We start from the raw sequence: 23,042 nt of genomic DNA on the forward strand, positions 1-23,042 counted from the left end.
CCTGCGCCTGCTGTGCCGCGAGCCGGAACGCGCCGCGCGGGCTCGCGCGGTCGCGGCCGAGCTGCATCGCCGCCTCACGGCCGAAGGCCTTTCGGCGGTACGTCCCGACGCCGCCGTCGTCTCCGTACGCGCGCCGTCACCGGAGCAGGCGGTCCGGTGGGCGGCCGACTGCCGGTCCGAGGGGCTGGCCGTGGGCTGCTTCCGGCCGCCGTCGGTGCCGGACGGCATCTCGCGGCTGCGGCTGACCGCCCGCGCCGATCTCACCGACGAGCAGATCGCCGGTGCGGTACGGGTGATCAGCCGCAGTGCACCCCGGTGAAACGTGCCGGGCCCGCGAAGGGCCGGATCTGCTTACCGGAGGCAGGTGAGGAACGTCTCCCAGGGGCCGGGGGAGAAGAGCAGGGCGGGCCCTGCGGTGTTCTTGGAGTCACGCACGGCACACAGGCCGGTCAGCGGAGCCGAGTCGAGTGTGGTGGTCTCGACGCAGTTGTTCATTCCGTTGCTGTAGCTGCTGCGCTGCCACCGCGCACCTTTAATTCTTGTGCTGGAAGGTACGTACCGAGGCATTGCGGTCATTGCGCCTCCTTACGCGCCGTCACATAGCCCGGCGATCAAATTCGTTGAGTCCTCGGGTGAGAGCGCTTGTACCTGAAGGGAGTTGAAGGCCTCCGTGTACGCGCGGAGGTCTTCTTTCCGTTCGAGGTAGAGGCTACTCGTCAAATGGTCGAGAACAACCACATCCAGATCAGCAATGTCCGGAAATGAAAAAATAACGAAAGGACCGATCAGGCCGACATGCTCACCCGCGGCGAACGGCAACACCTGAAGTCGAACGTGGGGCATGTGGGACACCTGCCTCAATCGGGTCAGCTGTCCCGCGAAGACCTGTTTCCCGCCCACCGGCCGCCGCAGCACCGCCTCGTCCATCACCACGCTCAGCCGCAGCGGCGGCTCCGCGCGCAGCACGTCCTGACGGGCGAGCCGGACCTCCACCAGCGCGTCGACCTGCGTTTCCGGCAGCCCGCCGAGCGCGGCCCGCGTCACCGCCCGCGCGTAGTCGGGGGTCTGCAACAAGCCGGGCACCACGCTGGTCTCGAGAGTGCGCACCCAACTCGCCTGCGACTCCAGACTGATGAAATCGCGATAGGTGGCCGGCAGCAGATCGCGATATGCCTTCCACCAATGATGACGCCCCGTGCCGGGATCGTCGGAACCGGCGAACGCGATGAGCAGCTCGCTGCGCTGCGGGTCCTTCACCTGATACGCCTCGAGCAGCAGCCGCACGTCGGCGGCCTTCACACCGCTGCGGCCCGTCTCGATCCGGCTCACCTTGGACTGGTGCCAGCCGACGCGTGCCGCGGCCTCACTGCTGGTGAGCCCCGCTTGCGTGCGCAGGGCGCGCAGGGCGGCGCCGAGCTGACGACGGCGCACCGCGGGGCCGTACTGCATGCCCGACTCCTTCCGGACGGGGCCGTCGGAACTCCCGGCGGCAGGGCGGGGCAGTACGCGAGATTAGAGGAAGTACCGGCCCCCCGCCCAAATACGGTCGGTCGTAGCAGAGTTCACCGCTTCGAGCGACAGATATATGCACATCTCGGTGGATCGCCACCCGTGACCGGCCAAGGAGTGGCAGGCTGGCGCGAAGCACCAGTCCGGGACTGTCCTCGAGTCATCCGCCGAGAGTCGGAGACCGGTCCCGGTGGGAAAGGGACAGCGTCGTCATGGCAGACCACCAGGAAGCCTCCGTCACCCTGCCGAGCGATCCCGCCTCGGTGCCCGCCGCCCGTAAATACGTCTCGCGCGTGCTCTCGGAATGGGGGCTGTCCGGCGACGCCGAGGTGGCCGACACGATCAGACTCATCGTCTCCGAACTCGCCACGAACGCCGTGCAGCACACCCGGGGCCAGTCGCCCACCTTCACCGTGGACGTCGAACTGGACCGCGACGAGCAGCTCCGCATCGGCGTCACCGACAGCCACCCGCGCTACCCCAGGCGGCTCCCCGCGGCCGTCCAGCAGGACAACGGCCGCGGCATGGTCATCATCCGCTGGCTGACCGCGGAGTGCGGCGGCAGGCTCTCGGTCAGCCCCACCGACGAGGGCGGCAAGACCGTGTGGATCGCGCTGCCCTGGCGGGCACCCGTACAGCGCGAGCACCGCGACACCACGCACTGACCGACACCACGCAGTGACCACGCGGCGGCGCCCCGTCAGGCCGCGCCCGCCGACCGCCCGAAAACTCCGCGCAGCAGCTCGCGGAAGGATTCCGCGGCGGGACCGGACTCATCGGTGCGGTACAGGACGGAGACGGTGCGCCGCAGGTCGCCCGGTTCCAGGAGCCGCGTCCCGACGGGCGTCGAGCGGTACGCGCCACCATCTCCGGCACCACGGCGACCCCGAGCCCCGCGCCGGCCAGCGCACAGACCAGTGCGTACCTGGGCGTCTGGACGAGCTCGGCGGCCGCCGCACCGGCCTCCGCGAGGGCCCGCTCCACCGCCTGCCGGGGCGGGTGCGCCGGGCCATGCCGATCAGCGGCTGCCCGGCGAGGTCGGCGAGGTCGGCGAGCGGCAGCCGCGCCGTGCCGCTCGCGAGCGCGTGCCCCGGCCGGGTCACCAGGACCAGCTCCTCGACCAGGACCGGCTCGGCCGACACGGCGGCGGGCAGGGGCGCCGGGTCGGCGGGTTCGTAGGTGTGCGTGAGAGCCAGATCGATGTCGCCCGCCGCGACGGCCGCGACACCGAACGGCGGCTCATGGGCCGCCACTGTCAGCTCCACGTCGGGGTGGGCGCGGCGGAAGGCGGTCAGGACGGGCGGCGGCAGATGGATGCCGGCCGTCTGGAAGGTGCCCACACGCAGCCAGCCGCCGGAGAGCCCTGCGAGCCAGAGCCCCGCGAGCCGCGCCAGTTCGTGCCGTGCCGGGCCCGCTCCATCTCGTCGAGCACCCGACGGGCGTGGCCCACGAGCAGCTCACCCGCGTCGGTCGGCCGGGCCCCGCGATGGCGCCGGACGAGCAGGGCGACTCCCGCCTCCCGCGCCTTCACCGGCGTCGCCGCGGGCATGGTCGCCATGCCGGACGCCGACTTCACCGTCCTCGTACGCAATGCCCTGACCTCACGACGCGCCGGGGTGGCCTGCGCGGTCGGCATCGCAGGGGGACTCCTGGTGCACACCGCCCTCGCGGTGGCGGGAGTGGCCGCCGTGCTCGCCGCCGTACCCGCGCTCTTCAGGGCCCTCCAGATTGTCGGCGGCGGCTATGTGCTCTGCCTCGCCCACCGCGCGGGAACTGGGGCAGCACGCCGAGGAAGATGATCGACGCCTTGGGGTCGAGGGCGTTGGTGAGGAAGCCCTCGCGCAGGGTGGCGCTCGCCCTGCTGTGGTTCCCGGCCGTCGCGCCGCTGGTGGACCGGCTCGGCAGGTGGCTGCGCAGGCCCCGCGCCGCCCGTGCCGTCGAAGCCGTCACCGGCACCGCTCTCGGCGCATTGGGCGCGGTGCTCCTCCTCGGGCCCCTGACGGCCTGATGTCCGCTTCCTCCTCGGGCGGCGCCTCGGCGCGCGCCGCGGGCAGCCGCACGAGCCGCGGCAGTACGCCCCACAGCCCGACGCACACCAGCAGCGTCACCGCGCCCGCCGCGATGCCCGCGGCCCGCCCAGCCGTCACGTCGACGACGAGCAGCACGGAACCGGTGAGCGTCAGCACCAGCACGCCCAGTCCGGCCGCGGCGAGCCGGGACGACACCCGCACGATGAGCGGCTTGGCCCGCTGTTGGAACAGCGAGCGGTGCAGCGCGGCGGGTGCCGTGAAGAGCGCCGCGGCGAGCACCGCGAGCAGCAGTGTCGTGACGTAGGTGCCGCGCTGCAAGGCGTCGAGCGACGGGAAGCGCGGACTGAAGGCGAGGGTGAGCAGGAAGGCGAAGAGGATCTGGACGCCGGTCTGCGTCACCCTCAACTCCTGGAGCAGCTCCGCGAAGTTGCGGTCCGCGCGCTCCAACGGCGTTTCGTTGCGCGCGGTACAGGAATACTCGGTGGCCATCGCGCACGGGTATCCCTGCCGGCGCGCTCCAAGCACCGGCACCTGGCGGTGCGAGGTGCGCGCCGAACCGGCCGCGGCGAGGTCAGCGCACCCTGCCGTACCAGACGCTGTTGGACCAGATCTTCTCCAGGCGCACCACGGTTCCCCGCTTGGGGGCGTGCCAGATGCGGTTGTTACCCGCATAGATCCCGACGTGGTAGACGTTCCGGCCGGAGTGGAAGAACACCAGGTCGCCACGGGACCGCTGGGACCGGGAGATGTGCTTGGTCTTGTTGTACTGCGCGGAGGTGGTGCGCGGCAGCTTCTTGCCCGTCTTCTTGAACGAGTAGAGCGTCAGCCCCGAGCAGTCGAACCGGTTGGGTCCCACTGCCCCGTAGCCGTACGGGGAGCCCTTCTTGGACGCCGCGATCTTGAGCGCCTTGGTCCCGTGAGTGGCTGCCTCGGCCTCCGACGTGAGCCCGGGGGCCACGACGGTGCCGCCCACGACGGCGAGCGTGAGGACCGATGCGGCACCGGTCCTGCTGAGCAGCGACGGAACATGATTCAGCGCGGTCATGCGCAACCCTTCGTCAGCCGCCTGTGAAGGATGACCTGTCGGGTTCGGGCAGGCGAAGATGCCCGGCCGCGTCATGCTCTGCGGCTTAACCCCAAGGGCGTCGTCCGGACTTTGCGGACGGGCCCGTCGTACCTGGGTCCTCCACTCCTGCCGTTGCACCGATGTCGACCGGTCATCCGGGTGGCGGCAGGACTCGGCGTCCGCCCGGACCGCCCCGCCGCTGTGGCGGGGGCTTGTCGTCGGAAGGGATCTTGACCCGAGATGGGCCCGAAAACCGAGCCGAAACGGCGTTTTGTGAGGCTCCTCACGACTGACCTGTTCAGGTGGACACTGCCGAATCGGGCTCGCCGCGACACCGTCTGACGACCGCTCGACCAGCAACGGAATGCGTAATTCCGCCCCTGATGTACTCGCTGGGCGCAACTTCGGACCGTGCCACGAAGGACGATTGTCTACGCCGTCCGTGGTAGCCCGACTGGTCCGTTTCGAAGTCGCCCCGGACGTTCCCGTGTTCGAGGGGAGGCTTGGCCGACGGGGTTTCAGCAGCCGTGCCGGGGTGGCACGGTGACCCGTTCGGTGCGCCGCTCGCCGTCGAGAACGCGCAGCGCCCGGGCGAGTGTGGGGGTGTGCACCTCGCTCTCGCCCCGGTGGTGCATGAGGGCGAGCGCGTCCCGCAGGGCGCTCACCCGGCCCACCAGGGCCTGGGCGGCGCGGAGTCCGCCGTAGGTGTGCTCGGCGCGGGCCGGATTGATCCGGCCCAGCAGGTCGACGACTTCGAGATAGCGGTCCACCAACTCCGCCTCGGCGCGGGTCAGGGCGGGCAGGGGCGGCAGCTCGGGCGGCAGCATCGGCACTTCACCTCGGGTCGTGGGCGGCGAGCGAGCTCTTGCGGCTCGGGACGATCCGGTCCACGAAGCCGTACTCCAGGGCTGCCGGGGCGTCGAAAATCTTGTCCCGCTCGATGTCCGCGGTGACCCGCTCCCGGCTCTGTCCTGTGTGCCGGGCGAGCAGCTCCTCCAACAGCCGCCGGGTGCGCAGGAGTTCGTCGGCCTGGATCGCCAAGTCCGTGGCCTGACCCTGGATCGGTTCGGCGACGGCGGGCTGGTGGATCAGGACGCGCGCGCCGGGCAGCGCGAACCGTTTGCCGGGGGTGCCGGCGGCGAGCAGGGCGGCGGCGCCCGAAGCGGCCTGGCCGAGGCAGATCGTCTCCACGTCACAGCTGACGAACCGCATCGTGTCGTAGATCGCGGTCATCGCGCTGAAGGAGCCGCCGGGGGAGTTGATGTACAGCGAGATGTCGCGGTCGGGCGCCTGGTGCTCAAGGTGCATGAACTGGGCCATCACGTCGTTGGCCGAGGTGGCGTCGATGGGGGTGCCGAGGAAGACGATCCGCTCCTCGAGGAGCTTGGAGTACGGATCCATGGTCCGCGTCCCCGAGCTTGAGCGTTCGGTGAACTCAGGCAGTACGTGGCGTGCGGAGGGTGCGGAGGGGTGGGCGGACGGACGCTTCATGACTCGCCTCTCTTCTGCCGGTCGTGGAGTGGGCCGGACTCTGTAAAAAATGTACAGGACGTACGTTGGGTGGGGAGGGGATTATCGTCTTCTAGGCATGGAGCGGTACAAGGGTGAAAGAGAGCTGCTGGCCCTTGAGGTGGACGTGATCCACGGGCTGGTCCACGGGCCCGGGCGGGGCGGCGACGGGTTGCCGAGGCCGGGGCTGCCGAGGGCGATGGACCCGTCGGTGCGGGCGGTCATGGCCTGGTCGCCGGGCGCGCGGGTGCTGGCACTGGGAGCGGAGGTCGCGGCGGCTATGGGGGAGGGCGGTGGCCGCGGTGATGTGGACCGCCACGGTGGCTTCGAGGCGTGCGGTGACTCCGAGGCGTGCGGTGAGCCCGACGCTTGCGGTGATGTTGGTGCCTGCGGTGACGCCGACGCCTGCCGTGAGTCCGACGACGCCTGCGGTGCTCTCCGTGCCTGCCGTGGTTTCGACGTCTGCCGTGAGTCCGGCGCCTGCGGTGTTCTCCATGCCTGCGGTGGCGCCGACGCCTGCCGTGCCTCCGACACCTGCGGTGAGCCCGGCGGATGTGGGCATTTCGGCGGGATGGAACAGCCGTACGTGCCGGGTGGGCCGCCGGAGATCCTGGTGCGGATCGCCGCCACCCGCACCGCCGCCGGTGACCCGGTCTCGGTCCGGGGCGGCCCCAGCTTCACCTTCCCGGACCACCTCGCCGGGGCGTGGTCGGCCCCGCTGCCTCTCCTGCTCTCCGACACCGAAGGGCGGGCCGCGGCAAGGGAGTTGACCCGACCCGACAACTGGCAGCCCGGCGAGTGGGCGGAGCTGGTCTCCGGTGCGGCGGGGGAGTGGGCGATGGCCGTGCACGACGGCTCGCCCGTGTCGATCTGTCACACCCCGGCCGCCAACGCCCGCGCGGCGGAGGCCGACATCTGGACCCGCGCGGACTTCCGAGGCCGCGGCCTCGCCCCGGCGACGGTCGCCGCCTGGTCCCTCCGCGCGCGCCCCGACGGGCGGGTGCTCTTCTACAGCACCACGGCCGACAACCACGCCTCACGCTCGGTGGCCCGCTCCCTGGGCCTCACACCGCTCGGCTGGATCTGGACGGTGCGCTGAGCCCTCACGCCCAGATGCCGGGAAGCAGGTAGCTCTCGGTGGCCTCGGCGCGGGCCCGCACCCGGTACGCGGCACCTCCCGCGAGCCGATCGAGGAGGGCCGCAGTGCGTCGAATTCGTCGGGGAGGGGGGACCTCCTGGCATGCGCCGACGGCCCAGGCCCGCCCACTCCCGCGTACTTCACCGCCCAGGACGCCGCCGATGCGGGACGCCGGCCCCGGCCACCAGGCCGTGGGGGAGGTCGAGGGCGAGGCGCGGCTCGTAGAGGCCGCTCATCCCCGCAGCCCATGAAGAGCGGCGATTAAGCTGGACACATGGCCTACGAGATTCCGGTGACGCAAGCCCGCGCAGAGCTCGCCGAGCTGATCAACCGCGTCGTATACGGAGGCGAGCGGGTCGTCGTCACCCGGCACGGCAAGCCGCTCGTGGCGCTCGTGTCCGCCGCCGACCTGGAGCGCCTCGAACGGCTCGCGGACGCCTCGGATGAGCGGACGGTCAGCGCGGTGACCTCGGCCGCTCACGCGACACCCACGCCGTCGGAGCGGCAGCGGTTCGGCATCGCGGCCGAACACCGGGGCCCCGACGCGACCTAGCGAGGCGCCGCGGCCGAGCTCAGGGCATCGTTGAGTATGGCGCAGACCAGCTGACGGTCATGCGTCGGTCAACGGCTGGTTAACCTCGTTGAAACTCCCCCCAACTACCCTCCCGTGCCACGCCACCAGCGGATTTTCTAACCGGGGTGCGCAAGATCGCGCCCATTCGCTGTGTGTTACATCTATATCCGTCGCGGTGGCCGCGGCAGCCGGACCCCGCATGGTTCGGAGCGAGGACTGTGAGGTGGGACGCGTGCAACTGACCCCGCACGAGCAGGAGAGACTGCTCATTCATGTGGCCGCTGACGTGGCCGAGAAGCGAAGGACGCGGGGGCTGCTGCTCAACCACCCCGAGGCGATCGCCCTCATCACGTCCCACATCCTCGAAGGCGCCCGCGACGGCCGCACCGTCGCCGAGCTCATGTCGTCGGGGCGCAGGGTCCTCACCCGTGACGACGTCATGGAGGGCATCCCGGAGATGATCCACGACGTCCAGGTCGAGGCCACCTTCCCGGACGGCACGAAGCTCGTCACCGTCCACGAGCCGATCGTCTGACGGGAGTTCGCGCCTCATGCATGCCGCACCGCACGGCACCACCCACGGCCTGGTCCCCGGAGAGATCCTCTTCGCGGACGAGCCCGTCCTCTTCAACGAGAACCGCGAGGTCACCCGCCTCACCGTCCTCAACGCCGCCGACCGCCCCGTCCAGGTCGGCTCCCACTACCACTTCGCCGAGGCCAACCCGGGTCTGGACTTCGACCGCGGCGCCGCGCACGGAAAGCGGCTCAACGTCGCCGCGGGGACCGCCGTGCGCTTCGAGCCCGGAATCCCCGTCGACGTCGAACTCGTCCCGCTGGCCGGCAAGCGTGTCGTGCCCGGCCTGCGCGGCGAGACCGGAGGAGCCCTCGATGCCTGAGCTGTCCCGTGCCGCGTACGCCGATCTCTTCGGCCCCACGACAGGCGACCGCATCCGGCTCGCCGACACCGACCTCCTCGTCGAGATCGAGGAGGACCGCTCGGGCGGCCCCGGCCGCTCCGGCGACGAGTCCGTGTTCGGCGGCGGCAAGGTCATCCGCGAGTCGATGGGCCAGTCCCGCACCACCCGCGCCGAAGGGGCCCCCGACACCGTCATCACCGGCGCGGTGATCATCGACCACTGGGGGATAGTCAAGGCCGACATAGGCATCCGCGACGGCCGCGTCACCGGCATCGGCAAGTCCGGCAACCCGGACACGATGGACGGCGTCCACCCCGACCTCGTCATCGGCCCCGAGACCGAGGTCATCGCCGGCAACGGCAAGATCCTCACCGCGGGCGGCATCGACACCCACATCCACTTCATCTCGCCGACCATCGTCGACGAGGCTCTCGCCTCCGGCGTCACCACGCTCTTCGGCGGCGGCACCGGGCCCGCCGAGGGCAGCAAGGCGACCACCATCACGCCCGGCGCCTGGCACCTGTCCCGGATGTTCGCGGCCCTGGAGTCGAGCCCGGTCAACATCGGCTTCCTCGGCAAGGGCAACACGGTCAACGCCGAGTCGATGCACGCGCAGCTCCGCGCCGGCGCCGTCAGCTTCAAGATCCACGAGGACTGGGGCGCGACACCCGCCGTCATCGACGCCTGCCTGAACGTCTGCGAGGAGACCGGCGCCCAACTCGCCGTCCACACCGACACGCTGAACGAGGCGGGCTTCATCGACGCCACCTTCGACGCCGTCGCGGGGCGCACGCTCCACGCCTTCCATGTCGAGGGCGCGGGCGGCGGCCACGCCCCCGACATGATCACGGCGGTCTCGCTGCCCAACATGCTGCCGAGCTCCACCAACCCGACCCGGCCGCACACCGTCAACACCGTCGAGGAGCACCTCGACATGCTGATGGTCTGCCACCACCTCAACCCGGCCGTTCCCGAGGACCTCGCCTTCGCCGAGTCCCGCATCCGGCCCACCACGATCGGCGCGGAGGACATCCTCCACGACCTCGGCGCCATCTCGATCATGTCCTCGGACTCCCAGGCCATGGGGCGCATCGGCGAGGTGATCATGCGCACCTGGCAGACCGCGCACGTCATGAAGCGGCGCCGCGGCTTCCTGCCGGGGGACACCCGCGCCGACAACCGCCGCGCACGTCGCTATGTCGCCAAATACACGATCAACGCGGCCGTCGCCCAGGGCATCGACCACGAGCTCGGCTCGGTCGAGCCCGGCAAGCTCGCCGACCTCGTCCTGTGGGAACCGGCGTTCTTCGGCGTCAAGCCGCAGCTCGTCCTCAAGGGCGGTCAGATCGCGTACGCGCAGATGGGCGACGCCAACGCCTCCATCCCCACGCCGCAACCGGTCCTGCCGCGCCGCATGTTCGGGGCGCACGGCAGGGCCCCGGCCCTCAACTCGGTCAACTTCGTGACGCAGTCGGCGTTGGACGACGGCCTCCCGGAGCGCCTCGGCCTGGACAAGCCGTTCGCCGCGATCCGCTCCACGCGCGGCCGCAGCAAGGCCGACATGCGCGAGAACGACGCGCTGCCCCGGGTCGAGGTCGCCGCCGACAGCTTCGCCGTCACCATCGACGGCGAACTCGTCGAACCGTCACCGGCCGCCGAACTCCCGCTCGCGCAGCGGTACTTCCTCTTCTAGGGCCGGCGGCGACTCCCATGTCCAGAGCAGCACTTCTCGTCCTGGCCGACGGCCGGTTCCCCGCCGGTGGGCACGCCCACTCCGGCGGGGCCGAGGCGGCCGTCAAGGCGGGCCGCATCACAGGCGCCGCGAGCCTGGAGTCCTTCTGCCGGGGGCGACTGCATACGTCCGGGCTGGTGGCCGCCGCCCTCGCGGCAGCGGCCGCCCTCGGCGTCGACCCGGGCGCCCTGGACGCGGCGGCGGACGCCCGCACGCCCTCGCCCGCCCTGCGTACCGCCGCGCGGCGCCTGGGCCGGCAGATGATGCGGGCCGCCCGCGCCACCTGGCCGCACCCCGAACTCGACTCGCTGGCACGGCAGTTCCCCAAGGGTGCCCATCAGCCCGTCGTGCTCGGGCTCGCCGCCCGCGCCGCCGGGCTCGGGGCCGAGGACGCCGCGTACTGCTCGGCGTACGAAGGGATCAGCGGCCCGGCGACCGCCACCGTGCGGCTGCTCAGCCTCGACCCCTTCGACGCCACGGCCGTCCTGGCCCGGCTCGCGCCCGACCTCGACCAGGTGGCGCTCCACGCCGCCGAAGCGGCGAGACGCGCCGTCGACGAAGGCGTCGACGCGCTGCCCGCGGCTTCCGCGCCGCTCCTTGAAATCAGCGCGGAGACGCATGCGGCCTGGCCGGTACGTCTCTTCGCGTCATAACGCCCGCCACCCGACTGGCTCGCACCGTGTCCCGCACCCGCCCTGGGGCGCCGCCGCGCCGACTTGGACCACGCGTTGACCCGGGGTCGGGCCTCGATCAGGGCCGCACCCCTCGAACTGGGGCTACGCCTCTGACCCGGGGCCAAGCCCCGACCAGGGGGACAGCCCCCCGACCAGGGGGGGGCAAGCCCTGGACTCGGGCTAAGCCCCGGGCCAGGGGGCAAGCCCTGGACTCGGGCTAAGCCCCGGGCCAGGGGGCAAGCCCCGGACTCGGGCTAAGCCCCGGACTCGGGCTAAGCCCCGGACCAGGGGGCAAGCCCCGAACCCGAGCTGAGCCCCCGAACCAGGGGCAAGCCCCCGACCAGGGGCAAGCTCCAAACCCGAGCTAAGCCCCCCCCACGAGGGGCGAGCCCCAAGCCCGAGCCACGCCCGCCAACCACCCGAGCCACGCCCGCCAACCATCCGAGCCAAGCCCGCCAAACCAGGGGCCGAGCCCCAACCAGGGGCCAAGCCCCCGACCCATTGGAGATGTCATGCACCTCGACCACTCCCACGACGGACCCGCCGCCGTCTCCGCCGATGCTCACCGGCCCGACGGGCGGCGGCGCGCGCTGCGGATCGGGCTCGGTGGACCGGTCGGTTCCGGGAAGACCGCGACCGTCGCCGCGCTCTGCCGAGAACTGCGCGACGAGCTCTCCCTCGCCGTCGTCACCAACGACATCTACACCCGCGAGGACGCGGAGTTCCTGCTGCGCGAGGCCGTCCTGCCGCCCGAGCGCATCACGGCCGTGGAGACCGGCGCCTGCCCGCACACCGCGATCCGCGACGACATCTCCGCCAACCTGGAGGCCGTGGAGGACCTGGAGGACGAGGTCGGGCCGCTCGACCTGATCCTCGTCGAGTCCGGCGGCGACAACCTCACGGCCACCTTCTCCAAGGGGCTCGTCGACGCGCAGATCTTCGTCATCGACGTCGCGGGAGGCGACGACATCCCCCGCAAGGGCGGTCCCGGCGTCTCCACGGCCGACCTGCTCGTCGTCAACAAGACCGACCTCGCCCCGCACGTCGGCTCCGACCTCGCCCGGATGGCCGCCGACGCGAAGGCGCAGCGCGCCGAACTCCCCGTCGCCTTCCAGTCGTTGAGGTCCGACGAGGGAGTCGGCCCGGTCGCCGCGTGGGTGCGGGCGCAGTACGCGGCGTGGACCGCGTCGGCGTGACGGTGGACCTCGCCTCCCGAGGCGCGACGGAAACAGCCCAAACGGCTCGTACGGCTCGTACGGTTCGTACCTCCTCAGCGGTGACCGGCGGCAGGCCCGGCTCCGGTACCGGGCCCGGTACCGGGGGCGCGGGCATCCGTGCCACCGCCCGCGTCGAGGCGCGCGCCGACGGCCGAGGCGGCACGGCCCTGCCGGTCCTCGACGGCGACGGGCCGCTCGCGCTGCGCCGCACCCGCTCCACCGGCCACGCGGCACGCGTCACCCTCGTCGGCGCGATGAGCGGCCCACTCGGCGGCGACCACCTCACCGTCGAGGCCGCCGCCCACCAGGGTGCGGCGCTGCACATCGCGTCGGCGGCGGCCACCCTCGCGCTGCCGGGCCAGACCGAGGCGACGGCACGTTACGACGTACGCCTCACCGTCGCCGACGGCGCCGAACTGCACTGGATGCCCGAGCAGTTGATCTCGGTGTGCGGCAGCGATCTGCGGGTCACGACCCGCGCCGAGCTCGCACCCGGCGCCCGCCTGGTGCTGCGCGAGGAGCAGGTCCTGGGCCGCACGGGCGAGGCCCCGGGCCGCCTCACGAGCCGCCTCACCGTGCGCCGTGCGGGACAGCTCCTGCTGGACCAGGAGCTGTCCTGCGGCCCCGGCGCCCCGGGCGGCTGGGACGGCCCCGCGGTCCTGGCCGGTCACCGTGCGGTGGGCCAACTGGTCGTCGTACGACCGGAGTACGACCGCACCAAGCCGCAGCCGGCCCCGTTGGGCGAGTGGTCCGCACTCACGCCCCTCGCGGGCCCCGGCGTCCTGGTCACCACAGTGGCGCCGGACGCCCTCCTGGTACGTAAGGCGCTGGACGAGGCGCTGCGCCACCTGGGCTGAGCCGCTGGTTCAGCCCAGAGCGCGGGCCCGTTCGAGCACCTCGGCGGGCCATGTCGATGCCGGAGAAGACCCCGGCGGCGCCGTACGACTCCAGGTCGGCGGCCGCGTCCCCAGTGGGTGGTGGCGGTCAGGCCGTCCAGCAGACCGGAACGAGCAGGACGTCGCAGCGCTCCACGTCGGAGTACCGGGTGGCAACATGCACCGGCAGGGAACCCAACACGCCCTGCACCAGCCCCGGTTCGGCCGTGACGAACCGTACGGTGGACCCGGGAACGTATACGCGAGAACCTCGTACGGCCCGATCGCGTCGAGCGGCTCGAAGCGGTCTCACGGGGGTGGGCATGAGCGAGCTGAAGGTCGTCGCATGGAAGCGATACGGACAGGACCGGCTCTACGTGAATCTGCCGGACGGCACGTCTGTGGCGTGGGCCGACCGACGCACCGGCAAGGTGACGATCCTGGACGAGCGCCACCGACACGAGGCGCTCGCCCTGCTCCGCCCCCGGCCGGTGGGGGAACTGCCCCCACTGACACCGCCGGACGATCTCGCACTGAATCGCCCCGGGGCCGCCTTACGGCAGCTCCTCGACACGGAAGGCCCCACCCCCGCACAGCGTGTCCTCAACTGGCTGCTGCGACGGGAGACGGAGTGGGACTCCTACCGTAAGGGGCTGGCGGGCGAGGTACGGGTCGGTGCGGAGCTGGAGAGGCTCGGACGCCGCGGCTGGCGCGTACTGCATTCCATCGAGCTGCCCCGGCAGGTGGACATAGACCACCTGCTCATCGGCCCCGGCGGCGTCTTTTGCATCAACACCAAACGCCACCTTGGAAAGGCGGTGTGGGTCGGCGACGAGATGGTGCGCGTCAACCACGGCAAGCCACAGCCGTACGGCCGCAAGAGCAAGGCGGAGGCCCGCCGCGTGCAGAACGTGCTGGAGAAATACACCGGCCTCCTGCTCCAGGTGGACCCTGTGCTCGTGTTCGTCGGCGTGACGGACCTCGACAGGGCGGCGACACAGCTCGCCGTACGCGTGTACCGGGAACGCGAGGTGTCCACGCTGGGCCCGCTCTCAGGGGTGCTGACCCCCGACCAGGTCGAGACCGTGTACACGGTGGCCCGACACCGAGGCGCGTGGTCGACGGCCTGAAGGAGCGCCGCTCCGATCAGTGGCGCGTCCGCGACGGTGCCGTGATGCCGGCCAGCCTGAACCGGCTGTGCCGTCTTATGAGGCGGGCTCAGTCCCCGGGCGCGCGAGGAGGGCGCGGGAGCTCGTCGAGCAGGGAGTCAAACGCTTCGCCCAGAGCGTGCGATGCGGCAGCGGTGTCGTGTGTATCGAAAAGGTCGTGTGCCCGGGAGACCCAGTCCCGGGGTACAGGGCGGCCGGCCAGCTCCCACTGGCGCAGCACTACCGACAGGTGGAGTTTGAGGAACTCGGTCCTCATCGGGTTGTAGGCGTGTCCTGTGGCCCATAGCGCGTCCCGGTGTGCGGCAGAGAAAGTGGCGCCTGCGCCCCACAGCCGCAGCAGGAGCCGGGCGCACGAGACCGTATCCCCCTCGGGCAGGGCGGCATAGCTGGTCAGGGTCAGACCGAGGCCGAATTCGTCCAAGGCCTGTGCCATGTCCAACAAGGCATCGGTTCCCGGGTCGCAGCGAATATAGGCGTCCCGCTTCACAGCATGCTGATTGGTGTGCCGCCAACCATTTCGGGTCAATCTCTGGCGCTCTTCGGTTCCTGGCCCGTAGCTGTAGATCCAGAACGGGTCGACCGGATTCGAGTCCCGCGTTGCCGCTGTCAGCTTCCATTCCTGTTCGGAGTCGACATGTTTGCCCATCCGGAGGGTGAAGCTGCGTTCTCGCCCTGCCCACAGACGCTCCAGGCGCAGACGGTCCGCGAGGGCACGCCACTCGTGCTCGCGCAGCTGCGACTCCAGAAGCAGCACCGTGGCCCGCCATGCGAGGACCGGATCCTCAGAGGCGGGAAACAGTTCGCGGGCCGACAACTCGTCCCTGGTCGTCAGCACCAGTACCAGCATGTTGGCGTAGTAGAAGGCCGGGGCAGCCGCGGCAGAACGCGTGCTTGGCTGGTAGGAGGCGTATGAGGTAGCTGGTCGCGCTTCCAGGGATTCGTGAAGCACCTGCAACAGCAGTCGGCTCAGGTGCGCTACGCCGGACGGCGGCAGTGGTCGCAGCGACTCCGCCAGAAAGGCCATGACCGGTCCGCGCCCCGTGCATGAGGCAAACGAGAGCAGCGCATACAAAAACGAGTCGTCAACCCGCGGGCGACGGACCCTTCGAACCCTTTCTGTCTCACTCGTCATGAAGTCCTGCAGCTCGTGCGTGATGAGTCGCGCGACCAGGAACTCGCCGAATGTCGAGTGCAGGAATTCGTATGACTGCAGTCGCACGTCGTTGCGGAAGGCTTCGGCACGGTGAATGAAGAAGAATCTCCCGATGATCGTTTGTGCCCTGGTCAGCGCGGCCCTCAAGCCAGCGGAATGAGGGGCCTGTTGTGGCAGCAACGACCCCAAGTCGTCTTCCAGCTCCTCTTCAGTGATCCATTGTCGGTCCCGGTTGAACATTCCGAAGGCAGCCACCGAGAGCCGCAACAGATCGTGCTCGACTGCCTGCTTCAGGTCGTGGTCGTTCAATCGAGCCTCGTGCTTGAGAACCTCACGGCGGGCGAACCGGGTCAGCAAGCGCTCATACAACTCGTAGCTGAGCAGTGTGCCCACCTCCTGTTGGTAGGCGTTGTCCTCAGCGTCGTACAGGGCCAACATCAGCAGTAGAAGAGGCTGGCTCGCGAGAGCAGCTTGGGTGAGTGCCTGTGAGGCCATCAGCGGGCGTAGGCCGTGGCGGTTGAAGTAGTCCGCGTTCGTACGGTTCCACACTTCCAGCCACTGCTCTATCTGTGGGGCGCTGAAAGATTCGAGGTGGATCGCGATCCCGCCGGTCGTCAGCCGGGCCCGGTCCGCCACAGCAGTGCGGCTGGTGACCACGATTGCGAGCGGTCGACCGAGCGAGGCCTCGCGCCGCTGGAAGTTCGCCACCTTCTCCAGGTAGTCGGACTGGTGGACTCCGGTTGCCTGGAGCAGCTCGTCGAACCCGTCCAGAAGGACGACCGGCAGCGCGGTGCCGGCCGCGCGGACGATATCCGCCCATCCCATGATGGGCTCACCGGTGGCTTGCCGAATAGCCGCCTCGATCTGGTCCTGCAATCCCGAGTCGGCGGGCACGTCCCGCAGTGGGATCCGCACCACCAAGAAGTCCTCAGGGGGGAGCCGGGCTGCCAGCACCTTGGTCAGGACCGACTTTCCGGAACCTGGATGACCCATCAGCACGACCGGCACCTCAACCGCCTTGGGCGCGGTCAGGAAAGCCTCGAAGAACGTGTCCAGACCATGACGGACTTCCTGCTTCCACCACGACGGGCTGGACAGCCGGTCTGTCGCGCCGAACTCCGCCACTTTGAAGTCGGGGCTTATATATGCTTCGCGCAGGCTGGGGATCGTCAACCCCGCGGCGGTTTCCTCTGTCCCCAGAAGCGGCGCGTTGTAGGGCAGACTCCCGGCCCGTAAAAGCGTGGTCAATCGGCTGATCGGAAGCTGCCCGTCGGCCAGCTGCGTGACGGCTTCCTCCAGGCGGCGTACCGCGGTGCGAGTCGCGCGATGGTCCACGCGGTCGGCCCAGCTGCCCACGTCCGGAAAGTCCACGGCCAGTTGGCGGAACATTTCCTCGTAACGGGACAGCGCTGCATGGGGTATGTGCTCACGCATGGACGCGCGCGTTTCCAATTGTTCCGCGGGTGGCAGCCTGTCCCAGGCTGCCAGGCCGGACACATAGGTCTCTACGTGTCCGGACATCGTGACGTAGAAGCTGTACAGCGCCGCCAGAGTCACCTCGTACGGTTCGTGCGGCGAGGGCAGCGGTAGCTGTGAGCGCAAGAGGTGATCGGCGACGGCGACGAGCCGATGGGACTCCGGGGCGTCACCGGTGGCAAGCCGCACGGAATCGGTTCGCGTCACAGCGAGTTCCCGCACGTCGAAGGGCAGGGGCACGCGCGCGAGCGCGTCGCTGTAAGCGGCCACCACGATCACCGCGTGCGCGGCGGCCAAGCGCTCGGTGCGCTCGAACCGGCCCAGCCCATGGACCCGTTCGACCGCGTCGGACAGCAACGACCGGCTGAGTCGGGCGAGTTGGGCGTCGGCGCCGAGAAGCGCCAGTACTGATTCAGGTGCGGCCCCCGTAACAGCTGTCAGGGCTCCACCCACGACACGGTCCATCACGTCGAAGGCCGGCCCGTTGCCCCCGAGTAGTCGCACGGCATCGGTGTAGCGCAGGGCTCCTGGCACAGCACTCACCCCCTGGAAGCCAGAATGCCAGCAAAGTGCGCCACGAACTGTGCGAACCAGCGCACCCCGATGGCCTGCACGCGGGATATCGGAGAGGAACTCCCGTGCACAGACCTCCGGGGTGCGCATCTCTGATCGCGCCGGGCGGCGATGAGCTGTCCCGGGCCCGGTCGGGCGATCGGGTGGGAAGGGCTCAGCGCAGTCCGGCGAAGAGGTCGGTCTCCGGTACGGGCGCTCCGGTGGCGTCCTTGACTCGTACGAAGGTCTCCATGCCCATCAGCTCGCCGAACCTCTCCTTGCCCATCTTGAGGAAGAAGATGTTCTCGCCCTGGCTGGCGTGTGCGGCCAGCGCGTCGAACTTCTGGCCGCTGAACGCGGTCGTGTCCACCCACGTGCTGATCTCGTCGTCGGGGAGGCCGATCTCGGCCAGCGCGGCGGCCTCGGCGGGGTCCGGCTCCGGCATGTCCTCATGGAACTCGCGCATGATCTCGCCGAATCGCTGCATGCCGGAGTGGGGCATCGTCGTCCAGTACACCTTCGGCGTCAGCGAGGTCATCTCCAGCGCCGCCATCGTGATGCGGTGGGCCTGGATGTGGTCGGGGTGGCCGTAGAAGCCGTTCTCGTCGTACGTGACGACCACATCGGGCCGGTAGTGCCGCATGAGTTCCGCGAGCCGGGCGGCGCCTTCCTCGACGGGGGTCTGCCAGAAGGATCCGGGGGCGTCGTTGCTCGGCCAGCCCATCATCCCGGAGTCGGCATAGTCCAACATCTCCAGATCACTGACTCTCAGGACGTCACAGCTCGCCTTGAGTTCGTGACGGCGCATCAGGGCGACGGCCGCAGGATCGTGTCCGGGATCGCCCGGCTTCACACCGCCCGGCCCGTCACCACAACCGCCGTCGGTACAGGTCACGAGAACCGTGCGCATGCCCTCCGCCGCGTACCGCGCGAGGACCCCGCCGGTGCTGGTGGCCTCGTCGTCGGGGTGGGCGTGCACTGCCATGAGCGTCAAAGGCCGGTCAGTCATGAATCAGTCCTCCTGTATACGTCATACGTCATACGTCATAGGTCATAGGTCATAGGTCATACGTCTGTACGTCTTGGATCAATGGCGCGGTGGGCATACCCCGAACCCGGGGATCGGGTCGGATCGTGGCGGGACGGACGGCCTTGCGGTCTCCGTGGTCCCCACCCGGACGACGCCGGACCCCTGGTCGATGCAACAGTGCCGACCGGGCAGCCTGTTCCCGATCCAGGACCGGGGTATCGACGGGCAGGGCAAAGTCCCCTGGCCATCGGCCAGTTGGCCGGTCCGCGCCCACGAGCCCCGCCGCAGCGGCGCCGTCCACATACCGGTCATCGCGCCGTCCGCCGCTGTTCATGAGCCGCCGGGCAACTCGCTTCTCGGGTCTCCTGTCTAACCGGATGACCAGAAGCACCACTGCACACGCACACCCCGAAGGATCACTTACGCATGCGCATTCACCGGACCATCGCAGCCACAGCCACCCTTGCCTTGACTCTCGGCGCGGCCGCCTTAACGGCGTCGACCGCCCAGGCCGCCCCGTCCGCCGCTCCCGCCCCGTCCGCCGCTGCCGCCACGGCCTCCGTCGTCGTCGAGGACGGCGAGCTCTGGTACAAGGCGACGCCCGGCCAGCAGAACAAGATGAAGGTCGACGAAAAGATCGACCACCGCGGCGAGAACGACTCCTACTACATCATCACCTTCCACGACCAGTACGACATCACCATCTCCGCCGACGCGGCGCAGGAGGACAAGTGTGCGTACCCCGAGGAGGGTGACCGCACCGCAGTACGGTGCGAGTTCAAGATCCCGGAGAACTCGGACGACTCCGACACCTACCGCATCGACCTCGGCGACAAGAACGACACCGCGACTTTCGCGCCCGACAGCCAGGCATGGGCCGGGGTCTACGGCGGCAAGGGCAACGATGTCATCAAGGCGTCGGAGTCCGCGCTCCTGCACGGCGGTGACGGCGACGACAGCCTCGACGGCGGCGGCGGCCCGATGGGCTTCGGGCCGTGGGGCGACGCAGGGAACGACACCCTCACCCACTGCAGCCAGGACTGCTTCGGCGGCCCCGGCAACGACTCCCTGACTGGCACTGGCGAGGACAACAACCTGCACGGCGAGGACGGCAACGACGTCCTGCACGGCAAGGGCGGCGCCGATGTCCTCTACGGAGGGAAGGGCAACGACAAGCTGTACGGCGAGGCGGGCGACGACACGCTGTGGGGCAACAGCGGTGACGACGTGCTGTGGGGTGGCACAGGCACCGACAAGCTCTCCGGCGGCCCGGGCCGCAACGAAGTCCACCAGGACTGAACAGCCCGCGAGTGCCGGGCTGAGCCGGTACCGGAGGACCGCAGAAGGGCAGGGCCCGGCTCGACACCGCACGACCGGGCCCATGCGCTGCGCAGAACTCCGGCCGCCCGTTCACCCGTGAGAGCCGCGCCGCACCTTCGGCTCACGCCCTGGGGCAGGGTCGGCGGGCGCGGATCGCCGCTGCTGTCGTGGACGCATGAAGACGGTGGCGGCTGCCGTGGCGAGGATCAGCGCGGCCGCGACGCATGAGGCGTTCCGGGCGCCTGTCAGCGCGGCGGTCTCCTGCGCGAGAGCGCCGGAAGCGGTGGTGTGGAGGAACGTGGTGGTGTGGAAGAAGACGCTGCCGAGCAAGGCGACTCCGAGGGTGCCTCCGAGTTGCTGGACCGCGTTGAGCAGACCGGCTGCCGAACCGGTCTCGTGCGGGCGGACGTGGTGCAGGGCGGTGGTGAAGAACGGCACGGCGTACAGGCCTTGGCCGAGTCCGGCCAGCATCAGCGCGGGGAGCAGCGGCCACGGGTAGGAGCCGGGGCGACCGGTGCCGTACACCACCGCCGCAGCCACGGCGCCGACGAACAGGGCCAGCAGGCCGGCTGTCATGACGCCGGTTCCATAGCGCGGTACGAGCCAGGCGCCGGCGGCCCAGGACGACAGCGCCATGGCGAACGACCACGGCAGCAGCGTGAAACCCGCCGTCAACACATCAGTGTGCAGGCCGACTTGCAGCTGTACCACGATCACCAGCATCAGTCCGTTGACCGCGGCGAAGAAGAGCATGGACGAGATCAGGGCGGCGGGGAAGCCGCGCTCGCGGAACAGGCTCGGCTCGACCAGCGGGCTGCGGCCGTATCGCCCGCGTCGGCGCTGATGGAGAGCGAAGCCGGCCAACAGCGCGCCGCCGACGGTCAGCAGCGCCCAGCACCATCCCGGCCACCCCTCCGCGCCGCCCTGAATCAGGGGATGGATGACCAGACCGGTACCGAGTACCGCCAGCGCCGTACCAGTGAGGTCCAGGCGCGGCCGCGTGGCAGCCCGGTCCTCGCGCAGGAGGCGGCCGGCCAGCAGGACCGCGACGCCGAGGGGGACGTTGACGAGGAACACCGCGCGCCAGGTGGAGCCGAAGAGATCGGCGTGGGTGAGCAGGCCGCCGAGTGCGGGACCGGTGACGGCTGCCAGACCCATGACGGGCCCGATCCAGCCCATGGCCCGGGCCAGCTCGCGGCCGTCGAACAGCGCACGGATCATGCCGATGGTCTGGGGGATGACGAGTGCCGCGGCCGCCCCCTGTACGGCCCGTACCGCGATCAGTGCCCCGGCGGACGGGGCCAGCGCGCAGGCCAGCGAAGCGAGGGTGAAGGCAGCCGTGCCGACGCGGAAGACCCGTCGGCGGCCGACGATGTCGCCCAGGCGTCCGCCGGTGATCAGGAGGACGGCGAAGGGCAGTGTGTAGGCGGCGCTGAACCACTGAATGGCCGTGTCGGAGCCGCCGAGGTCGGCGCGGATCACCGGCGCGGCGACGGTCATGACGGTGGCGTCGAGAAGGTTCATCGCTTCGGCGAGCAGGAGCACCGCCAGCGCGGCCCAGCGGCGCGGATGGGGATGGAGGTGGAGATGGGGATGGAGATGGGGATGGGGATGGGGATGGGGGTGGGGCGTGGTGGTTTCGTCACGCATGGATCGACGCATGGATCGACGGTGCGCCGAGACGCGACCCCGCTCCCATTCCTGGCCGAGAACCTGATGAAATCTTCCATGCTTCCGCGGTGAGTGCATGATTCTCACATGCTGGACGACATCGACCGCGGCCTCATCCATGCCCTGCACATCGACGGCCGGGCGCCCTTCAGCACGATCGCCGAGGTACTCGGCGTCTCGACGCAGACGGTCTCCCGACGCTACCGGCGGCTGTGCGCCGAGGCGTCGCTGCGGGTAGTGGGCCTCGCCGACCCCCACCGAGCCGGGCGCACGCAGTGGCTGCTGCGGCTCACCGCCGTCCCGCACGCCGCCCAGGACCTCGCGGACGCGCTCGCCCGTCGCGCCGACACCTCCTGGGTCATGCTGGCCTCGGGCGGCACCGAGATCGTTGCGCTCGTGCACACACCAACCGCCGACGGCCAGGCCGGGCACGCCCTGCTGTTGCACGACATCCCGCGCACGGCCGGCATCACCGCCGTCTCCGCCCACTGCGTGTTGCACACCTACCTGGGCGGCCCCACCGCCTGGCCCGGACGCGTAGACAGCCTCGATGCCGAGCAGCGTCGCCGCCTCACACCTGCCACCGCGACCGCGACCGCCCGCGCCGCGCAGCAGGTCCTCACCCCGGCAGACGGCGACCTGCTCGCCGCCCTCCAGCGCGACGGCCGTGCCGGCCTCACCGACCTCGCCGCGGCCACCGGCTGGTCGGCCGCCACCGTCGCGCGCAGGCTGGCCGATCTGCGGGCCGGCGGGGCGCTCTTCTTCGACGTAGAGCTCGACAACACTCTGCTGGGCGTCACCACACAGGCGATGCTGTGGATGGCCGTCGCCCCCGCCCACCTGGACCACGTCGCCCGGCTTCTGGCCGGGCACCACGAACTCGCTTACGTGGCGGCCGTCACGGGCCCCGGCAACCTGGTCGCCGAGGCCCTGTGCCCCGACCCGGCAGCGCTGCACCGCTATCTCATCGAGAAGGTGGGGGCCGTGGAAACGATCCGCAGCCTGGAGACCGCCCCCGCCCTGCGCATGGTCAAGGCGATCGGCCCACTCGCGCCGCCCACGCTCCGGACCAGTGGGGGAAAGGCAGTCGCCGGCGCGGCTGGTCAGAGGCGTCCGTCCGGTGTGCGGCTCCGGTACTGACCGCATCGGCGAACTGCAGCCCCGCGGGGCCGGCGTTCCGCCGTGCGGAACGCCCGTGTCGGCCCTTTACCGCGAATTGCCTTCGATCGGAAGCGATAACCCCACTCCCGCACATGCGGAAATCTATGCTGACAGGAGTAGACATCCGGTTGTGGTGTGGTTATGGTTTCTCTCGTAGTCGAGATCGAGCAGGGCCCGGCAGACACGAACTGCCGGGCGGTAGTACGTAGTACAGGTAGTACCCGTTAGTACGCAGGACGGTGCGGCGGTGGAGTCTCGAAGCCAGGGTG

The 23,042-nt window shown here is 70.3% G+C and carries 24 protein-coding genes, 1 pseudogene and 1 riboswitch; of the genes and pseudogenes, 15 read left to right on the top strand and 10 right to left on the bottom strand.

Features of this window, described 5'->3' with window-relative positions:
* Positions 1-319, top strand: a 319-nt coding sequence (locus AB0N81_RS41465; protein WP_365368036.1) for an aminotransferase class I/II-fold pyridoxal phosphate-dependent enzyme, incomplete at its 5' end; no start/stop codon positions are given.
* Between the two features lie 32 nt (positions 320-351).
* Here AB0N81_RS41465 and AB0N81_RS41470 read toward each other — a convergent pair.
* Entirely contained in the window at positions 352-576 is a 225-nt protein-coding gene (locus AB0N81_RS41470) for a DUF397 domain-containing protein (RefSeq protein WP_365368038.1), read from the bottom strand.
* Positions 577-585: 9 nt separating this feature from the next.
* Positions 586-1,449, bottom strand: coding sequence for a helix-turn-helix transcriptional regulator (locus tag AB0N81_RS41475; protein WP_365368040.1), 864 nt, complete (start codon positions 1,447-1,449; stop codon positions 586-588).
* Positions 1,450-1,721: 272 nt separating this feature from the next.
* Between AB0N81_RS41475 and AB0N81_RS41480 the strand changes: the two genes are divergently transcribed.
* Complete coding sequence (locus tag AB0N81_RS41480) at positions 1,722-2,174, top strand: ATP-binding protein (RefSeq protein WP_365368042.1); 453 nt, start codon at positions 1,722-1,724, stop codon at positions 2,172-2,174.
* Between the two features lie 35 nt (positions 2,175-2,209).
* Here AB0N81_RS41480 and AB0N81_RS41485 read toward each other — a convergent pair.
* Positions 2,210-3,031 (bottom strand): annotated as a pseudogene (locus tag AB0N81_RS41485) (LysR substrate-binding domain-containing protein); the annotation flags it as partial.
* A 34-nt stretch (positions 3,032-3,065) separates the two neighbouring features.
* Between AB0N81_RS41485 and AB0N81_RS41490 the strand changes: the two are divergent.
* Positions 3,066-3,308, top strand: coding sequence for a LysE family transporter (locus tag AB0N81_RS41490; protein ID WP_365368044.1), 243 nt, complete (start codon positions 3,066-3,068; stop codon positions 3,306-3,308).
* A complete protein-coding gene (locus AB0N81_RS41495) occupies positions 3,305-3,517 on the top strand; it encodes a hypothetical protein (RefSeq protein WP_365368046.1) in 213 nt (70 codons plus the stop codon). Before AB0N81_RS41490 ends, AB0N81_RS41495 begins: the two co-directional genes overlap by 4 nt.
* On the opposite strand, the gene AB0N81_RS41500 is transcribed toward AB0N81_RS41495, so the two are convergent.
* From AB0N81_RS41500 to AB0N81_RS41515, 4 genes are all read right to left on the bottom strand, one after another.
* Positions 3,456-4,028, bottom strand: coding sequence for a DUF6328 family protein (locus tag AB0N81_RS41500; protein ID WP_365368047.1), 573 nt, complete (start codon positions 4,026-4,028; stop codon positions 3,456-3,458). The two genes, AB0N81_RS41495 and AB0N81_RS41500, sit on opposite strands and share 62 nt — an antisense overlap.
* Before the next feature lie 82 nt (positions 4,029-4,110).
* On the bottom strand, positions 4,111-4,584 hold the full coding sequence (locus AB0N81_RS41505; RefSeq protein WP_365368049.1) for a C40 family peptidase: 474 nt from the start codon (positions 4,582-4,584) through the stop codon (positions 4,111-4,113).
* A gap of 3 nt (positions 4,585-4,587) precedes the next feature.
* A riboswitch (cyclic di-AMP (ydaO/yuaA leader) is annotated at positions 4,588-4,764 on the bottom strand.
* A gap of 359 nt (positions 4,765-5,123) precedes the next feature.
* The gene (locus tag AB0N81_RS41510) at positions 5,124-5,432 is read right to left on the bottom strand and encodes a hypothetical protein (RefSeq protein WP_365368051.1); all 309 of its coding nucleotides are present in this window, start codon (positions 5,430-5,432) and stop codon (positions 5,124-5,126) included.
* A 7-nt stretch (positions 5,433-5,439) separates the two neighbouring features.
* A complete protein-coding gene (locus AB0N81_RS41515) occupies positions 5,440-6,096 on the bottom strand; it encodes an ATP-dependent Clp protease proteolytic subunit (protein ID WP_365368053.1) in 657 nt (218 codons plus the stop codon).
* Between the two features lie 97 nt (positions 6,097-6,193).
* On the opposite strand from AB0N81_RS41515, the gene AB0N81_RS41520 reads away from it, so the two are divergent.
* The 9 genes from AB0N81_RS41520 (at position 6,194) to AB0N81_RS41560 (ending at position 14,371) form a co-directional block, all read left to right on the top strand.
* The gene (locus AB0N81_RS41520) at positions 6,194-7,213 is read left to right on the top strand and encodes a GNAT family N-acetyltransferase (protein WP_365368055.1); all 1,020 of its coding nucleotides are present in this window, start codon (positions 6,194-6,196) and stop codon (positions 7,211-7,213) included.
* A 313-nt stretch (positions 7,214-7,526) separates the two neighbouring features.
* Positions 7,527-7,805: a type II toxin-antitoxin system Phd/YefM family antitoxin gene (locus tag AB0N81_RS41525; RefSeq protein WP_365368057.1), complete on the top strand. Its 279-nt coding sequence runs from the start codon at positions 7,527-7,529 to the stop codon at positions 7,803-7,805.
* Between the two features lie 253 nt (positions 7,806-8,058).
* The gene (locus tag AB0N81_RS41530) at positions 8,059-8,361 is read left to right on the top strand and encodes an urease subunit gamma (RefSeq protein ID WP_365368059.1); all 303 of its coding nucleotides are present in this window, start codon (positions 8,059-8,061) and stop codon (positions 8,359-8,361) included.
* A gap of 49 nt (positions 8,362-8,410) precedes the next feature.
* Entirely contained in the window at positions 8,411-8,722 is a 312-nt protein-coding gene (locus AB0N81_RS41535) for an urease subunit beta (RefSeq protein ID WP_365368078.1), read from the top strand.
* Positions 8,715-10,436, top strand: coding sequence for an urease subunit alpha (locus AB0N81_RS41540; RefSeq protein ID WP_365368061.1), 1,722 nt, complete (start codon positions 8,715-8,717; stop codon positions 10,434-10,436). The genes AB0N81_RS41535 and AB0N81_RS41540 overlap by 8 nt, the downstream gene beginning before the upstream one ends.
* 17 nt (positions 10,437-10,453) lie before the next feature.
* Entirely contained in the window at positions 10,454-11,128 is a 675-nt protein-coding gene (locus tag AB0N81_RS41545; RefSeq protein WP_365368063.1) for an urease accessory UreF family protein, read from the top strand.
* 533 nt (positions 11,129-11,661) lie between these two features.
* Entirely contained in the window at positions 11,662-12,345 is a 684-nt protein-coding gene (ureG, locus tag AB0N81_RS41550; RefSeq protein ID WP_365368065.1) for an urease accessory protein UreG, read from the top strand.
* A gap of 80 nt (positions 12,346-12,425) precedes the next feature.
* The gene (locus tag AB0N81_RS41555) at positions 12,426-13,223 is read left to right on the top strand and encodes an urease accessory protein UreD (protein WP_365368067.1); all 798 of its coding nucleotides are present in this window, start codon (positions 12,426-12,428) and stop codon (positions 13,221-13,223) included.
* A 341-nt stretch (positions 13,224-13,564) separates the two neighbouring features.
* Positions 13,565-14,371 (top strand): nuclease-related domain-containing protein, encoded by an 807-nt coding sequence (locus tag AB0N81_RS41560; protein WP_365368068.1) that lies wholly within the window; start codon positions 13,565-13,567, stop codon positions 14,369-14,371.
* Between the two features lie 88 nt (positions 14,372-14,459).
* Here AB0N81_RS41560 and AB0N81_RS41565 read toward each other — a convergent pair whose 3' ends face one another.
* Positions 14,460-17,573 (bottom strand): NACHT domain-containing protein, encoded by a 3,114-nt coding sequence (locus tag AB0N81_RS41565; RefSeq protein ID WP_365368070.1) that lies wholly within the window; start codon positions 17,571-17,573, stop codon positions 14,460-14,462.
* A gap of 193 nt (positions 17,574-17,766) precedes the next feature.
* Positions 17,767-18,600, bottom strand: a complete 834-nt coding sequence (locus tag AB0N81_RS41570; RefSeq protein ID WP_365368072.1) for a PIG-L family deacetylase — start codon at positions 18,598-18,600, stop codon at positions 17,767-17,769.
* 447 nt (positions 18,601-19,047) lie between these two features.
* Here AB0N81_RS41570 and AB0N81_RS41575 point away from each other — a divergent pair, with 447 nt between their 5' ends.
* On the top strand, positions 19,048-19,920 hold the full coding sequence (locus tag AB0N81_RS41575) for a calcium-binding protein (RefSeq protein WP_365368074.1): 873 nt from the start codon (positions 19,048-19,050) through the stop codon (positions 19,918-19,920).
* A 111-nt stretch (positions 19,921-20,031) separates the two neighbouring features.
* Here the strand turns inward: AB0N81_RS41575 and AB0N81_RS41580 are convergent, their stop codons facing one another.
* A complete protein-coding gene (locus AB0N81_RS41580; RefSeq protein WP_365368076.1) occupies positions 20,032-21,591 on the bottom strand; it encodes an MFS transporter in 1,560 nt (519 codons plus the stop codon).
* A 108-nt stretch (positions 21,592-21,699) separates the two neighbouring features.
* Here AB0N81_RS41580 and AB0N81_RS41585 point away from each other — a divergent pair, with 108 nt between their 5' ends.
* Positions 21,700-22,752: an AsnC family transcriptional regulator gene (locus AB0N81_RS41585; protein ID WP_365368077.1), complete on the top strand. Its 1,053-nt coding sequence runs from the start codon at positions 21,700-21,702 to the stop codon at positions 22,750-22,752.
* The last annotated feature ends 290 nt before the right edge of the window (positions 22,753-23,042 follow it).

The sequence above is a fragment of the Streptomyces sp. NPDC093510 genome (genome assembly GCF_040683555.1).
Taxonomy (GTDB): Bacteria; Actinomycetota; Actinomycetes; order Streptomycetales; family Streptomycetaceae; genus Streptomyces.